The organism is Thalassospira sp. UBA1131 (assembly GCF_002311515.1).
Classification (GTDB): domain Bacteria; phylum Pseudomonadota; class Alphaproteobacteria; order Rhodospirillales; family Thalassospiraceae; genus Thalassospira.
This window is the reverse complement of sequence record NZ_DCAO01000113.1, coordinates 11,041-26,155: the sequence shown is the minus strand read 5'-3', so window position 1 is coordinate 26,155 and position 15,115 is coordinate 11,041. Positions and strand designations below refer to the sequence as shown.

14 protein-coding genes are annotated in these 15,115 nt (G+C 55.5%); all 14 read left to right on the top strand.

Features of this window, described 5'->3' with window-relative positions:
* Window positions 1-142: 142 nt before the first annotated feature.
* On the top strand, window positions 143-937 hold the full coding sequence (locus B3Z49_RS19395) for a GNAT family N-acetyltransferase (RefSeq protein ID WP_296993851.1): 795 nt from the start codon (window positions 143-145) through the stop codon (window positions 935-937).
* Complete coding sequence (locus B3Z49_RS19390) at window positions 934-1,839, top strand: lysophospholipid acyltransferase family protein (RefSeq protein ID WP_296993849.1); 906 nt, start codon at window positions 934-936, stop codon at window positions 1,837-1,839. The genes B3Z49_RS19395 and B3Z49_RS19390 overlap by 4 nt, the downstream gene beginning before the upstream one ends.
* Before the next feature lie 169 nt (window positions 1,840-2,008).
* Window positions 2,009-3,400, top strand: a complete 1,392-nt coding sequence (gene miaB / locus B3Z49_RS19385) for a tRNA (N6-isopentenyl adenosine(37)-C2)-methylthiotransferase MiaB (RefSeq protein WP_296993846.1) — start codon at window positions 2,009-2,011, stop codon at window positions 3,398-3,400.
* Window positions 3,397-4,500, top strand: coding sequence for a PhoH family protein (locus tag B3Z49_RS19380; RefSeq protein WP_296993844.1), 1,104 nt, complete (start codon window positions 3,397-3,399; stop codon window positions 4,498-4,500). Before miaB ends, B3Z49_RS19380 begins: the two co-directional genes overlap by 4 nt.
* Window positions 4,484-5,074, top strand: a complete 591-nt coding sequence (gene ybeY / locus B3Z49_RS19375) for an rRNA maturation RNase YbeY (protein ID WP_296993842.1) — start codon at window positions 4,484-4,486, stop codon at window positions 5,072-5,074. Before B3Z49_RS19380 ends, ybeY begins: the two co-directional genes overlap by 17 nt.
* An 87-nt stretch (window positions 5,075-5,161) precedes the next feature.
* Window positions 5,162-6,103, top strand: coding sequence for a hemolysin family protein (locus B3Z49_RS19370; RefSeq protein ID WP_063086104.1), 942 nt, complete (start codon window positions 5,162-5,164; stop codon window positions 6,101-6,103).
* Window positions 6,096-7,673, top strand: coding sequence for an apolipoprotein N-acyltransferase (lnt, locus tag B3Z49_RS19365; RefSeq protein WP_296993839.1), 1,578 nt, complete (start codon window positions 6,096-6,098; stop codon window positions 7,671-7,673). The genes B3Z49_RS19370 and lnt overlap by 8 nt, the downstream gene beginning before the upstream one ends.
* Before the next feature lie 111 nt (window positions 7,674-7,784).
* Window positions 7,785-8,255 carry a helix-turn-helix domain-containing protein gene (locus B3Z49_RS19360; protein WP_008888859.1) on the top strand — a complete coding sequence of 157 codons (471 nt, stop codon included), beginning with the start codon at window positions 7,785-7,787 and terminating at the stop codon, window positions 8,253-8,255.
* 307 nt (window positions 8,256-8,562) lie between these two features.
* On the top strand, window positions 8,563-9,735 hold the full coding sequence (gene metK, locus B3Z49_RS19355) for a methionine adenosyltransferase (protein WP_296993836.1): 1,173 nt from the start codon (window positions 8,563-8,565) through the stop codon (window positions 9,733-9,735).
* Between the two features lie 144 nt (window positions 9,736-9,879).
* Complete coding sequence (gene trmB, locus B3Z49_RS19350; RefSeq protein WP_296993834.1) at window positions 9,880-10,599, top strand: tRNA (guanine(46)-N(7))-methyltransferase TrmB; 720 nt, start codon at window positions 9,880-9,882, stop codon at window positions 10,597-10,599.
* Between the two features lie 510 nt (window positions 10,600-11,109).
* Entirely contained in the window at window positions 11,110-11,610 is a 501-nt protein-coding gene (rimP, locus tag B3Z49_RS19345; protein WP_008888869.1) for a ribosome maturation factor RimP, read from the top strand.
* Window positions 11,611-11,619: 9 nt separating this feature from the next.
* Complete coding sequence (gene nusA / locus B3Z49_RS19340; RefSeq protein ID WP_296993829.1) at window positions 11,620-13,176, top strand: transcription termination factor NusA; 1,557 nt, start codon at window positions 11,620-11,622, stop codon at window positions 13,174-13,176.
* Window positions 13,177-13,194: 18 nt separating this feature from the next.
* Complete coding sequence (locus tag B3Z49_RS19335) at window positions 13,195-13,785, top strand: RNA-binding protein (RefSeq protein ID WP_008888871.1); 591 nt, start codon at window positions 13,195-13,197, stop codon at window positions 13,783-13,785.
* 80 nt (window positions 13,786-13,865) lie between these two features.
* Window positions 13,866-15,115, top strand: a 1,250-nt coding sequence (locus B3Z49_RS19330) for an IF-2-associated domain-containing protein (protein WP_296993822.1), incomplete at its 3' end; no start/stop codon positions are given.

Below are 15,115 nucleotides of genomic sequence, written 5' to 3'. Positions count from 1 at the left end.
CTGAACTTACAGTTTTCAAGGCCACTTGCTGAAACAGGCAAGTGGCCTTCATAATTTTGTTACCTGTTCTTCACAAAGCCTTCACTCGCTCTTCACGCCGTTCTTGCGCAAAATCCGTGCAGTTGAACGAAAGGGTGTTGTCATGCGTGACGAAAAGCAGCTTCAGCGGCTTGAGGTTCGCCTTGCCGAGAATGAAAACGAAATTCTCGCCAGCCAGAAGCTTCGCTACAAAGTGTTCTATGAAGAACGCGGCGCCAAACCGACAGAGGAAATGGCGGCCGAAAAGCGCGACTTCGATAACTATGATCCGCTCTGCGATCATCTGCTTGTTCTCGATCACAATCGCGGTGCCGGTGCCGATGCGGTTGTTGGTACCTATCGCCTGTTGCGCCAGTCAGTAGCCAACGAGCATGGCGGCTTTTACAGTGCTGATGAATACCATATCGAAAGCATGCTTAATGCGGTGAAAGATACCGGCGAGATCATGGAACTGGGTCGTTCCTGTGTCGAAGCCGAATACCGCACCATGCCGACCTTGCAGCTTCTGTGGCAGGGGATTGCGGCATATGTTTTCAAATACGACATCAAACTGATGTTTGGCTGCGCGTCCTTCCATGGCACCGATCCGGATGCCTTCAAGGATGTCCTGACCTATCTGCATCACAATCACCTTGCCCCTGAAGACATGCGCCCGCGTGCGATTGCTGATCGTTACGAGCCGATGATGCGTGCCGAGATCGATGGCATTGATCAGCGCCAAGCACTTCGTGATTTGCCGCCGCTGATCAAGGGCTATCTGCGTCTGGGTGGTTTTGTCGGTGACGGGGCAGTGGTCGACCATCAGTTCAACACCACCGACATCTGCATCGTGTTGCCGACCGAAAAGGTAACCGATCGCTATTACAAGCATTACGAACGCACCGCGAGGGTATCGTGAACTGCTATGTGTGCGCTGCCATCCGCCTGATGGCCTATGTGCTTCTGACACTGGTTTTGTTGCCGGTGCAGATGGTGGCAATTGCCGCACGATTGAAGCTGGCTGAAGAACTGCCGCGTTTCTATCACGCCCTTTGCCTGCGCATCCTGCATATCGAAGTCCGGGTTTCGGGTGTTGATATGATGGACGGGCCGGGTGTGATCGTTGCCAACCACGCATCCTATCTTGATATCCCGGTGCTGGGTGCCTTGACCCGTGGCAGCTTTATCGCCAAGACCGAAGTTGCCGACTGGCCGGTGTTTGGTTTGCTTGCCAAACTTTCACGCACCACCTTTATCGAACGCCGTGCGGCCCGATCCCGCGAACAGAACGGTCAACTAAGTCAGCGTTTGCGCGATGGTGACAAGCTGATCCTGTTCCCGGAAGGGACAAGCAACGACGGTAACCGTGTGTTGCCGTTTAAATCGACCCTGTTTGCCGCGGCAGAGCGTGTGATGCCCGATGGGTCGCCGGTCAAATTCCAACCTATTTCGATTGCAGCCACCCGTCTTGACGGTGCGCCGATCGGTCGCGATTTGCGGGCATTTTATTCCTGGTACGGGGATATGGACTTGGCCCCGCATTTGTGGCAGTTTCTCGCGCTCGGCAAGGTGACGGTTGAGATTGTTGTCCATCCGCCTGTGACGCTGGCAGATGCAGCCGGATCACGCAAGGAACTTGCCCGGATGTGTGAAGCCCGTGTTGCCCAGGGACATCAGGCAGCTTTGCGTGGCCTGCATCAGGGTGTGCCGGTTCAGTTGATTGACAGTGATCTGTCGGGCGAGCTGATTGGGTTTTCGCCGCTTGCGATCATTTCGGAAGATTTTCGACTGTTTGGTCCGGATCGACAGTTCGGCTCCTGACCGTTTTGCCGTATAATGCCCCGGTTGATGTGAAATTCGGTTTCACCTGACCGGGATTTCAGATAACGAGATGTCCGAGGAGTTCCGATCACCGATTGTTCGGAACTCAGGCGCGGTGTGAGTGATCACACCGCTTTTCGGCGTTTTGAGAGAGCGAAACGGATCTGGCGTGACTGAACCGAAGAAACTTTTTGTAAAAACATATGGCTGTCAGATGAATGTCTATGACAGCCAGCGCATGCAGGATGTACTGGCGCCGCTGGGTTACCAGCCGGTCGACAGTGCCGAGGGGGCCGATATGGTCATCCTCAATACCTGCCATATCCGCGAAAAGGCCGCCGAAAAGGTATTTTCTGATTTGGGCCGCGTGCGCAAGCACAAGGAAGCCAAGGAAGCCAATGGCGGCGACAAGATGATTGTCGCCGTTGCCGGATGCGTCGCGCAGGCCGAAGGGGCCGAATTGATGAAGCGCGAACCGATGGTCGATATGGTGTTTGGCCCGCAGACCTATCATCGCCTGCCGGAAATGGTTGCACGTGCCAATCGCGCGGTTGGTCGTAACCGCATCGTCGATACCGATTTCCCGGCCGAGGAAAAGTTTGATCATCTGCCAGAGCAGGTTTCAAAACAGGGCTATTCAGCGTTTCTGGCCATTCAGGAAGGCTGTGACAAGTTCTGCACGTTCTGTGTTGTGCCTTATACCCGCGGGGCGGAATATTCGCGCCCCGGTGCCGATGTCATCCGCGAAGCCAAGCAACTTGTCGCCCATGGCACGCGCGAACTGACCCTTTTGGGGCAGAACGTGAATGCCTATCACGGCGAGGCACCGAATGGCGGCGAATGGACACTTGGCCGGTTACTGCGCGAGCTGGCTGAAATCGACGGGCTTGATCGTATTCGTTACACCACGTCGCATCCACGCGATGTGGATGAGGATCTGATTTCGGCGCATCGCGATCTTAAAAAGCTGATGCCGTTCCTGCATTTGCCGGTACAGGCAGGTGGCGATCGCGTTTTGCAGGCGATGAACCGCAAACATACCAATGCGGATTACCGTGATATCGCAGCACGGCTTAAGGATGCCTGCCCTGATCTTGCGCTGTCTTCGGACTTTATCGTCGGATTCCCCGGGGAATCCGACAAGGATTTCGAAGACACGATGGAGATCGTTCGCGACATTACCTTCATTCAGGCATTTAGTTTCAAATACAGCCCGCGCCCGGGAACTCCGGCATCGGCGATGGAGCTGCAGGTGCCTGAAAAAGTCAAAACCGAACGCATCATGCGCCTGCAGGCGCTGCTGGCTGAACAGCAGTTGGTGTTCAACCAGAACAGTGTCGGCAAGGAGCTGGATGTCCTTCTGGAACGCCGGGGCAAGTATGATGGCCAATTGGTGGGCAAAAGCCCCTATATGCAGCCAGTTCATGTCAGCGGTTTGCCGGAATCAGCCCTTGGACAGATCGTTCGCTTGAAAATTACCGAAGCGCTGCCTAATTCCCTTGGCGGCGAACTGGTCGACGCCACCCGAAACGACCAGAAATCTGAAAGGAACGTTGCGTGAGCGGCACCCCCACGAAAAGCAAGACCAACACCAAAACCAAACACGCACCCAAGGATTCCGATCAGATCGAGTTTCAGGACAACGCGCTTGCCCAGGTTTTGTATGGCCCGCAGGCCGAAAACCTGACGCGCTTGTCTGAACGGACCGGTGTTCAGGTTTCAAGCCGCGGCCTTGTGGTGATGCTGGCCGGTGATCCGGCCAAGGTTGCACAGGCCAAAAAGGTCCTTGCGCAGCTTTATGCGCGCCTGCGTGATAAGGAAATCGATCATATCGATGTCGAAACGGTGGAAGGTGCGGTGCGCCTGTCCGAACCGGACGAAACCGATCCCTGGAGCGGCCAGACCAAGGATATGTTTGGTGGATCACGCCTTACGATCCAGACCAAAAAACGCCGGATTTCGCCGCGGTCCAAACGCCAAAAAGACTATGTCGAGGCGATCCTTGATAACGAGCTGATCTTTGGTATTGGCCCGGCCGGTACCGGTAAGACCTATCTTGCGGTCGCGATGGCGGTGCAGGCGTTTATTCTTGGTCAGGTGGATCGTATTATTCTGTCGCGTCCGGCAGTCGAAGCCGGTGAACGCCTTGGCTTCTTGCCGGGTGATCTGAAAGACAAGGTCGATCCGTATCTGCGTCCGCTTTATGACGCGCTGCATGACACGCTTCCGGGGGATGTCGTGATCAAACGCATGGAAAGTGGCGAGATCGAAGTCGCCCCGCTGGCCTTCATGCGTGGTCGTACCCTTTCGCACGCCTTTGTCATTCTGGACGAGGCGCAAAACACCACGCCGATGCAGATGAAAATGTTCCTGACCCGTCTGGGCGAAGGATCGCGCATGGTGGTGACCGGCGACATGACACAGATCGATTTGCCCGATGGCACGAAATCAGGTTTGCGAGATGCACTTGAAACCATTGGCGATGTCAAAGGCGTTGCCACGATCAAGTTCGATCAGCGTGACGTGGTGCGCCATCACCTTGTGACCAAGATTGTCCAGGCCTATGACGCGGCGGATGCCCTGCGTGATCGCCTGAAAAAGGGCTATCGCGGGGACAAGGACAGCGCTGCCAGGGATGCGGGTGATGACGGCACCGCTTGAACTGGATCTTGAGGTCGAAGCAGGCGACTGGCATCAGGACGAGATCGCGGCCATCGAAGCCGCCGTGATCGCGGCCCTTGATGGTGCGCTTGGCGACGGTGCCCTTTGGGATGACAACGCGGTGCCGACCGACGGGACCGAAGATGAAGGCGATGGTGCATCTCTTTTGTCGGTTGCCCCGGTGATCGAGATCGGGGTGCGTTTGTCAGATGATGCATCGGTTCAGATCCTCAATCGTGATTATCGCGACAAGGACAAACCGACCAATGTGTTGTCCTTTGCCGCCCTTGAAAGTGCCGAGGATGCCGATGCCTTTATGATGGCGCCAGATATGCCCTTGATGCTTGGCGATATCGTGATTGCGCGCGAAACATGTGCGCGCGAAGCCATCGAACAGCAAAAGCCATTGAAAAATCATCTTGTTCATCTTGCTGTTCATGGCACGCTACATCTTGTCGGCTACGATCATATGGTTGATGATGCAGCCGAAGAGATGGAAGAACTTGAACGTCAAATTCTTGCCGGACTTGGGATTGATGATCCCTACGAACCGATTGAAGATGAACCGGTTTAGTAGGCCTGCACACGGTTTGTTTGAATTATAGGATGTCGAAACCGACCCATGAACGACTCTAGTCAACGCGACGACGACCACGAGAGTATGCGCCCTCGCACTGGCGAGGATACAATTCAGGACGCTGAAAACGGCTCCTTATGGGATAACGTGGCCTCGGCCCTGGGGTTCAAGCGTGGCAAATCCCGCAACGGCGAAGCTTCGCTCAGCGATACGCTTGAAGAACTCGCCGAGCGGACCGAACAGGATGAAGAGCCGGTTTCGCTTCACGAACGTTCCCTGTTTGAAAACATCATTGCACTTCGCGACATGACGGCAGAGGACGTCATGATTCCGCGCGCCGATATTGTCGCGGTTGCCAAAACCATTGCACTTGAAGAACTGGTCGAGGTGATGGTCAAGAAGGCCCATTCACGGCTTCCGGTGTATGGCGATACCCTTGATGACATTGCCGGCATGGTGCACATCAAGGATGTGTTGGGCTGTGTTGCTGCCGGTCGGGAATTCAGCCTGCAGTCGCTGCTGCGTCGGGTTTTGTTCGTGTCGCCGGCCATTCGCGTTCTTGATCTTCTGTCGGAAATGCGGCTGTCGCGGACGCACATGGCGCTTGTTGTTGATGAATTCGGCGGGATTGATGGTTTGATCACCATCGAGGATCTGGTGGAAGAAATCGTCGGCGAGATCGATGATGAACATGATATCGACCAGACACCCAAACTGATCCGCCTTTCGGATGGTTGTTACATCGCCGATGCCCGTTTCGAGGTTGAAGACCTTGAAGAGAAGCTGTCCTTTGGACTGCTTGACGAGGATGAAGACGAAGACATCGACACGCTTGGTGGTCTTGTCTTCTCGTTGGCGGGGCGCGTTCCGGCGCGCGGGGAATTGATTGAACATCCAAGCGGTATTCAGTTCGAAGTTCTTGATGCCGATCCAAGACGCATCCGCCGCCTGCGTATTCATATGATACGCCGGGAGGATGAGGATCCTGCCGCAGCCATCGAAAAGCAGGAAAAAGCGGATGATTGAGGCCATGGCGCGCCGACTTGCCGGTCTTTCAGGCTGGCGCAGGCGTTTTGTGTGGTTGTTGTCTGGTGCGGTGGCGGTTTTGGCGCTGCCGCCTTTCTTTATCATCCCTGTTTTACCAATCTGCTTTGCGGTTTTGCTCTGGAGCCTTGAGGGGGTCCGTTGCAACAAGGGTGCGCTTTCTGCCGGCTGGTGGTTTGGCACCGGCCATTTTGCTGCCGGCTTTTATTGGGTCAGTCATGCCTTTTTGGTGCAGCCCGAAATCTATGGCTGGATGATCCCGTTTGCCCTTTTGGGGCTTGGTGGCGGATTGGCGATTTTTCCGATGCTGGCCGTTTGGGCGAGCTGGCGTTTGGGCAATGGCCTGATCCGGCGTGCCATGTTGCTGGCCGTTTTCTGGGTGGTGGTGGAATATCTGCGCGGTCATATCCTGACCGGTTTTCCATGGAACCTTTTGGGCCATGTTTGGGCCATTGATGCGGCACCCATGCAGTTTGCTTCGGTTGTCGGGGTTTATGGTCTTTCCTTTGTCACAGCCCTTTTTGCAACCTTGCCTGCGGCCTTTGTTGCCGGAAAACCCGGCAAGATAGCAGCCCTCGGCGGGGTCATGATTACGGTCGCCCTTTGGGGTGGCGGTGCGGTGCGCCTGATGATGGTCGGGCCCGCAGAGACCGAGGTTGCCCTTTCAGAGCTGCCAGCCGACGTGCCGATTGTGCAAATTGTTCAGCCCAATATCCCCCAGCGGGAAAAATGGCTACCCGAACTGCAAAACCAGCATTTCTCGCTGCTGCTTGATATGTCGCGCCGACCGGAAACCCTGCGTCCGGATCAAAAACGCATCGTGATCTGGCCGGAAACGGCTGCGACCTTTTTTGTTGAGACCCAGACACAGGCGCGCATGCAAATGGCCGGTGTGTTGGGGCGTGATGACATCCTGATTACCGGGGCACCCCGGACCTATCCGCGTGACACGGATGAATACAAGGTCTGGAATGCCATTCAGGTGATTGATGCCACCGGTCATATTGTCGCCAGCTTTGACAAGTTTCATCTGGTGCCATTTGGTGAATATGTACCGTTCAGATCCATCCTGCCGTTCCCGAAACTGACAGCAGGGCGAACAGATTTCTCAGCCGGACCGGGGCCGCAGACCTTGTCTGTCGACGGGATGCCGAGTTTCTCGCCGCTGATTTGCTATGAGGTTATTTTCCCGGGAGCGGTGATTGACGACGATCATCAACCCGACTGGCTCTTAAATGTCACCAATGACGGGTGGTTTGGACACAGCGCAGGCCCATATCAACATATGGCTGCAGCCCGTTTTCGCACCATCGAGGAGGGTCGCCCCCTCGTAAGGGCAGCCTATACCGGGGTATCGGTTGTCTTCGATGCCTACGGACGCAAGCTTACAGACTTGGGTTTAGGAGAGAGGGGAATCTTGGTGCACCCCCTTTCGAGTAACAAAAACCATACAACAGTATATTATTTGTGGCGTGACTTGCTATTTTACGGTATTGTTACCTTCTTTGCCGTTCTCGCTATGGGATATAAACGCAACGCAAAATCCCTCTAGGCGGCTGAAAATTTTGCCAAACCGTCCAGAAATTGTCCCTCAAAACAAGGACGGATAGGCCGGAGTGAGAGAAGGAACTGCCATAAAATGTCGCCTAAGGATGAAACTAAGATGGTAAAGAACACACGCGGTCGGGGCCGTGGCCGGACCGCAAGTGGTGCTCCAAATCCTGTCGATATTCACGTTGGTGCGCGTGTTCGCTTGCGCAGGACTCTTCTTGGCATGAGCCAGGAGAAGCTTGGTGAAGCGATCGGCCTGACATTCCAGCAAGTACAGAAGTATGAGCGTGGTGCCAACCGCGTTGGTGCATCGCGTCTGTATGACCTGTCGCGGGTTCTTGAAGTGCCTGTATCATTCTTCTTTGACGACATGCCCGACGAGATTTCGTCGAAATCGGTGCATGAACGTCGGGAAATGTCGGAAAGTCCGGACCCGTTTGACAACGATCCGATGAACCGTCGCGAGACGCTTGAACTGGTGCGTGCCTACTACCGGATTACCGATCCGAACCAGCGCAAGAAAATCTTTGAACTCGTCAAATCGATGGGTGCATTGCAGGGCACTGATTCCGATCAGAAATAGTCGGTTCGACCGATGGTTTTGGGCAAAAGACGTATTTCACAGACCGTGAATTACGTCTTTGTCTTTTGAGCACAACCACCCCGGATGCACTGCCGTCGGGATTACGGTTTTGCGTCAATGATGCTTGACCTTCAAATAGCGATCGGGCACAACCGACGAGACAGTTCGACCCGGACTGACCATTGTGGACGGATTTGGACCGCTTGCCACCACACAAAAAAAGGCTAAGTGGGCGCTATCGATACGGCCTCGTATCGGGAGCCCTCCGGTCCAGTTTTGGAAACCCATTACCGGAGAAGGTCTTATCATGTCTCTTTCCGATTATCTATTTACCAGTGAATCCGTCTCGGAAGGTCATCCGGACAAAGTCTGTGACCGCATTTCTGATTCCATCGTTGATGCTTTTCTTGCCGCGGATGAAGATTCGCGCGTTGCCGTCGAAACCCTTGCGACTACCAACCGTGTGGTTCTGGCAGGCGAAGTTCGGGGCCCTGAAAGCGTGAGCAAAGAGGTCATGATCGAAAAGGCCCGTCAGGCAATCCGTGAAATCGGTTACGAGCAGGATGGCTTCCACTGGAAGACGGCCGAGATCGAATGCCATGTGCATGAACAGTCTTCTGATATCGCGCAGGGTGTTGACTCCGCTGGTGAAAAAGACCTTGGCGCTGGTGACCAGGGCATCATGTTTGGTTACGCTTGTAACGAAACCGATGAACTGATGCCGGCCCCGATCCAGTTTTCGCATCGTATCCTGCGCGCCATGGCCGCTGACCGCCACTCCGGCAAGGTGCCGCAGTTCGGTCCAGATGCCAAAAGCCAGGTAACCCTGCGCTATGCTGCTGGCAAGCCGGTTGCGGCGACTTCGGTTGTTGTATCAACCCAGCATGCCGACGGCCTTTCGCAGCGCGATGTTCATGAGCTGGTTATGCCCTATATCGAAGCAGCCCTTCCGCAAGGTTGGATGCCGCCGGCGGATGAAATCTACATCAACCCGACAGGCCGTTTCGTGATTGGTGGTCCTGACGGTGATGCCGGCCTTACCGGTCGTAAGATCATCGTCGATACCTATGGCGGTGCGGCCCCGCATGGCGGCGGCGCGTTTTCGGGTAAGGATCCGACCAAGGTTGACCGCTCGGCTGCCTATGCTGCGCGTTATCTTGCGAAAAACGTTGTTGCGGCTGGTCTTGCCGAAAAATGCACCATTCAGCTTGCTTACGCGATTGGCGTGTCCAAGCCGCTGGCGCTTTACGTTAACAACCATGATACCGGCAATGTTGACGAACTGAAGCTTGGTGACGTTCTGCGTCAGCTGATGGATCTCAGCCCGCGTGGCATTCGCGAGCATCTGTCGCTGTGCCGTCCGATCTACACGCAGTCTTCTGCTTATGGTCACTTTGGCCGTCAGCCGACCGACGATGGTGGCTTCTCCTGGGAGCGCACCGATCTGGTCAGCGACCTGAAATCGGCATTTGGTGCCTGATTGGCAGAAAGCGCGTTAAAAAGTGCGATTTGCCAAAATCGCATGACGTGATAAGAGGCGGGCGGTCCGGACATTTCGGGCCGCCCGTTTTGATTTTCAGTCCGCCTGATCCACAAATTCCGACCCTGATCGACAGAAACGACCATGCGCAACAAAGACCGTCCGCTTCCGACCCCTGATCGCCCGAATTTCTATGGCCGTCGCGGCAGCCGTCCGCTTAAGGATTCTCGCAAGGCTCTTGTGGATGCCATGCTGCCAAAGATCGGGATTACCTATCCCGACGCAGCCGGGGTCGATCCCAACAGCTATTTCGATGGCACGCCCGAACAACTGTGGCTTGAAATCGGCTTTGGCGGCGGGGAGCATCTGGCCGGTCAGGCCGAGGCCAATCCGACGGTGGGGATTATTGGTGCTGAGCCGTTTATGGACGGGGTGGGCAGCCTGCTGCGCCATCTTGATGAGCGTAGTCTGACCAATGTGCGCGTGGTGGCCGATGATTCGCGCCCGCTGCTTTATAAGCTGATTGATGCCTGTTTTGATCGGGCCTTTTTGCTGTTTCCCGATCCCTGGCCGAAGAAGCGTCATGCTGAGCGCCGCTTTATCGGACCCAAGAATCTGGCGCTGCTTGCCCGTCTTCTGAAAGACGGGGCTGAGTTCCGGGTCGCCAGTGACGATATGCAGTATATTTCCTGGACGTTGCAGCACATGCATAACCATCCGGATTTCGAATGGCTGGCCGAAGGCCCGGATGATTGGCGCACGCCGCCAAGCGATTGGGTCAAAACCCGCTATGAGCAAAAGGCGCTGCGTCAGGGCAAGAAGTGCAACTATCTCCGGTTCCGCCGCAAGCCACGTCAGTCCTGATCATTGCTTCCTTTGGATTCTGTCTGACGGGAGTCGGCAGGTTCAGGGCAGAGCTGCGATTCCGGCATGACGGGGTGATCACGGCGTCCTGACTTTACTGTTTCATGAAGATAGGCAAAGCATGTTCGTCCCACCGTTTTGGATGTGGATGAGGTATCTATGCGCCCCAAACATGTTTTGTCCGGCGCCCTCGAACGAGACAAAAGTCAGGCTGTGCAGGCGTTTGAAGGGTTGGCAGCGCACAGTGTCCGCCGGGCCATCGGGGGCGAGTGTTTTGATGTCGTCTGTGATGCATGTCCGCGGTTTGCTGTCACGGGCGGAATCCTTAGGTTGAATGGCATCGGCAGCCGGTATCCTGACTTGATTTTTGCGTAAACCGGCTGTATAAGGCCGCCAAGCTTTTTGTAAATTCTGACAAAGAGTGGGCCCTGCGCCCGCTCTTTTGTGCTTTTTGGGGTATGGCATCGCTTTATGGCTGAGCTGATTGGACAACAGTTAAAAGACCCGTTGATGGCGAAAATCGTTGAGATTATCGAGCCGTCAATCAACGCGCTGGGCTTTGAGCTGGTTCGGGTTTCGATGACAGGTCAGGACCATAACATCCTGCAGATCATGGCAGATCGCCCGGGTGCAAAAGGCAGCATCAATGTTGAAGATTGCGCCCAAATCAGCCGTACGGTTTCTGCCCTGATGGATGTCGAGGACCCGATTTCAGGTGCCTATCACCTTGAAGTCAGTTCCCCGGGTATCGACCGCCCGCTGACCCGTGCCGCGCATTTTGACGTGTGGAAGGGATTTGAGGCAAAGGTCGAACTGGTGATGGCCAAGGATGGTCGTCGCCGTTTCAGCGGTGTGCTGGATGGGATTGAAGATAATGCGGTCGCCCTGATTGTAGATGGCGAACGTGTCTTGTTGCCGTTGGCCGATATCGCAAAAGCGAAATTGGTCCTGACAGATGAATTGATCGCGCACGTCACCGGCGACCGCCGGAATGACGATAACGCAGAATAGAGGTTGGATATGGAAGCAACTTCGGGAATGCCGCGGCCGGAACTTTTGCAGGTCGCAGATGCCGTTGCCCGTGAAAAGGGCATTGATCGTGACGAGGTTCTCGGTGCTATGGAGCAGGCCATCCAGAAGGCAGGCCGTTCCAGATATGGTCACGAGCATGACATTCGTGCCCATATCGACCGCAAAACCGGCGAAATCAAACTCGCTCGTTACATCGAAGTCACCGATGAAATCGAAAACGATTTCACCCAGATGTCGCTCGAACAGGCACGTATTCGTGACGAGAACATCAATCTTGGTGAATTCCTGATTGATCCGCTGCCGCCGATTGATTTTGGTCGTATTGCTGCCCAGACCGCGAAACAGGTCATCGTGCAGAAAGTGCGCGACGCAGAACGCGAACGCCAGTACGAGGAATACAAGGACCGTGCGGACGAAGTTATCAATGGCGTCGTCAAGCGTGTCGAGTTCGGCAACGTTCTTGTCGATATCGGCCGTGCCGAAGCCATCCTGCGCCGTGAAGAACTGATCCCGCGTGAGACGGTTCGTCAGGGTGACCGGGTTCGTGCCCTGATCCTTGATGTCCGTCGTGAACAGCGTGGTCCGCAAATCTTCCTGTCGCGTACCCACCCGACCTTCATGGCAAAACTGTTTGCCCAGGAAGTACCGGAAATCTACGACGGCATCATCGAAATCAAATCGGTTGCCCGTGACCCGGGTTCGCGCGCGAAAATTTCGGTTCTGTCTTCGGACAGCTCGATTGACCCGGTCGGTGCCTGCGTTGGTATGCGCGGTTCGCGCGTCCAGGCGGTTGTTGCCGAACTTCAGGGCGAAAAAATCGACATCATCCAGTGGTCGGAAGACCCGGCGACCTTTGTTGTGAATGCTTTGGCCCCGGCCGAAGTCACCAAGGTTGTGATTGATGAAGAAACCAACCGTATCGAAGTCGTCGTTCCGGACGATCAGCTGAGCCTTGCCATTGGCCGTCGTGGTCAGAATGTGCGTCTGGCGTCCCAGCTGACCGGTTGGGATATCGATATTCTGACCGAGGAAGACGAAAGCGAACGTCGTCAGGAAGAAGCACGCAAGCGTGCGGAGATGTTCATCAAGGCGCTTGATGTTGACGAAGTTATCGCCCATCTCCTGGTCGCCGAAGGCTTCACCTCGATCGAGGAAGTCGGTTACGTGCCGCTGGCAGAACTGGCTGAGATCGAAGGTTTCGAAGAAGAAATCGCCGAAGAGCTGCGCAACCGCGCACGCACCTTCCTTGCCGAAGAGGCCGAGCGTCTTCAGAAACGTCGCGAAGAGCTTAAGGTTGCCGATGATCTGGTTGAATTCCCGGGTCTGTCGCTGGCTGTTGTTGTTCGCCTTGGTGAAAACGATGTCAAAAACCTTGAAGATTTCGCGGATCTCGCCAGTGACGAGATGATCGAATATGTCGGGGATGCCGATTCCATTACCATGGATCAGGCCAACGACATGATCATGGAAGCCCGTCGCAAGCTTGGCTGGTTCGAAGGTCTTGAAGAAGAGACCGAAGAATCCGCGGAAAGCGAAGAGGCCTAAGGCCGATCGGAGGATGCCATGTCGCATCGTAAAGGCGGCAAGGTAGCCGAGGTTCCGGAACGCCGGTGCATTGTCACCGGCGAAGTCCGGCACAAGGAAGATCTTCTCAGGGTTGTGATCGGGCCGGATGGTTCGGTTGTTCCCGACCTTGAGGAACGGCTGCCGGGACGGGGATTATGGTTGTGCCCGTCGCGGGATGTGGTAAATACCGCCTGTGCAAAGAACGCCTTTGCCCGGGCGGCCCGACAAAAAGTCGTGGTCGACACCGCACTTGCAGACCGGATCGAAGAGCTGCTGACGCGCAAATGCATCGATCTGTTGTCGCTGGCGCGGCGTGCAGGACAGGCTGTTGCAGGATTTGAAAAGGCCCGTGCCCAGATTGCCGAGGGCGCAGCCTTAGTATTGGCGGCACGCGATGGTGCCGCAGACGGAAAATCAAAGATCGAGGCCAAGGCCCGGGATCTGCCGATTTATTCCGTTCTGGATGCTGCTGAAATCGGCGCGGCCTTTGGTCGCGAAAAAGCAGTACATGTGGCCGTTGCGCCAGGAGGCCTTGCCAATCGGTTGGGGCGTTCGTGCAAACGGCTTGAAGGATTTCGCGCTGTCTGAGATCAGACGAGCGCCAGACGGACAGGACAGGATCGGCGTATGTGCCCGATCCCGCAGGAAATGAGGAAGTTGAACGGATTATGAGTGATCGCGATCAGGAGAAGAAACCGCTGAGCCTCAACAGATCGAAGCTTGAATTGAGCAAGACGGTCGAGGCAGGGCAGGTTCGTCAAAACTTCTCGCATGGACGGTCAAAATCTGTGACCGTCGAAGTGCGCAAGAAGCGTACCTTCGAAAAGAACGAATCCGGTCGCTTCCGTGAGGTGAAGAAGGATCTCGTTGAAGAACAGTCCCCGGCAGCAGAAAAGCCGGCACCGGAAGCAAAAAAAGAGCCGGTCGAAGAGCCGAAACCGCGTCCGGCGGTTGATGATCATGGCAATCTGACCGACAGCGAACGCGCTGCCCGTATGGCTGCTTTGAAGGCTGCTGAAGAGCGCCGCAAGCAGGACGAGGCGGATGCGGAAATCCGTGCCCGCGAAGAAGCTGCGCGCAAGGCCGAGGAAGAAGCACGCAAGGCAGAAGAAGCCAAGGCTGCTGCCGAAGCCAAACAGGAAGAAGCACCTGCTGCGTCTGAAAACGACTCTCCGTCTGTGGAAGAAGTCGAACAGCGCCTTGCAGCTTCGACGGCAAAAGGCAAGACTTCCAAGCCGAAGCCGGCTGCCAAACCGAAGGCTGAAGAAACCGTTATTCAGGGCGAACCGGCAGAGCCGCTGGTCCCCGAAGAACGTCGTCGTTCCGCACCGGCAGATGGCAAATCCAAAAGCCGCAAGGAAATTGACGAGGAAAATGCCCGCGTGGCAGCCCGCAAACGTGCCGAAGAAGAAGCCGGCCGTGCGGCGCGCACCAAGGGTGACGAAGGCCGTCGTCGTGGCAAGCTTTCTATCAATAATGCAATGAGCGGTGACGAAGGTGGTCGCCGTCGTTCCATGGCATCGATCAAACGCCAGCAGGCCAAAGCCAAAGCGCGTGCCCAGGGTCCGCAAAAACCGAAGGAAAAAGTCGTGCGTGATGTGGTAATCCCGGACGTTATTACTGTCCAGGAACTGGCCAACCGTATGGCTGAACGTGCCGCAGACGTGATCAAGACCCTGATGAGTCTTGGCGTCATGGCAACGATTAACCAGTCGCTTGATCCGGATACCGCACAGCTCGTGGTCGAAGAATTCGGTCACAACGTCAAACGTGTATCTGATGCTGACGTTGAAGAGTCACTGGTCAGCGTAGATGACAATGACGCGAAGCTTGTTGGTCGTCCGCCGGTCGTGACTGTCATGGGCCACGTTGACCATGGTAAAACCTCGTTGCTTGATGCCCTGCGCTCCACCGATGT

Bases quoted from the DNA above. Each gene is read 5' to 3' on its own strand.
- lnt (WP_296993839.1), top strand. From the start codon at position 6,096: ATGATTGAGGCCATGGCGCGCCGACTTGCCGGTCTTTCAGGCTGGCGC.
- B3Z49_RS19370 (WP_063086104.1), top strand. From the start codon at position 5,162: ATGCGCCCTCGCACTGGCGAGGATACAATTCAGGACGCTGAAAACGGC.
- rimP (WP_008888869.1), top strand. From the start codon at position 11,110: ATGGCGAAAATCGTTGAGATTATCGAGCCGTCAATCAACGCGCTGGGC.
- ybeY (WP_296993842.1), top strand. From the start codon at position 4,484: ATGACGGCACCGCTTGAACTGGATCTTGAGGTCGAAGCAGGCGACTGG.
- B3Z49_RS19395 (WP_296993851.1), top strand. From the start codon at position 143: ATGCGTGACGAAAAGCAGCTTCAGCGGCTTGAGGTTCGCCTTGCCGAG.
- metK (WP_296993836.1), top strand. From the start codon at position 8,563: ATGTCTCTTTCCGATTATCTATTTACCAGTGAATCCGTCTCGGAAGGT.
- nusA (WP_296993829.1), top strand. From the start codon at position 11,620: ATGGAAGCAACTTCGGGAATGCCGCGGCCGGAACTTTTGCAGGTCGCA.
- trmB (WP_296993834.1), top strand. From the start codon at position 9,880: ATGCGCAACAAAGACCGTCCGCTTCCGACCCCTGATCGCCCGAATTTC.
- B3Z49_RS19360 (WP_008888859.1), top strand. From the start codon at position 7,785: ATGGTAAAGAACACACGCGGTCGGGGCCGTGGCCGGACCGCAAGTGGT.
- B3Z49_RS19335 (WP_008888871.1), top strand. From the start codon at position 13,195: ATGTCGCATCGTAAAGGCGGCAAGGTAGCCGAGGTTCCGGAACGCCGG.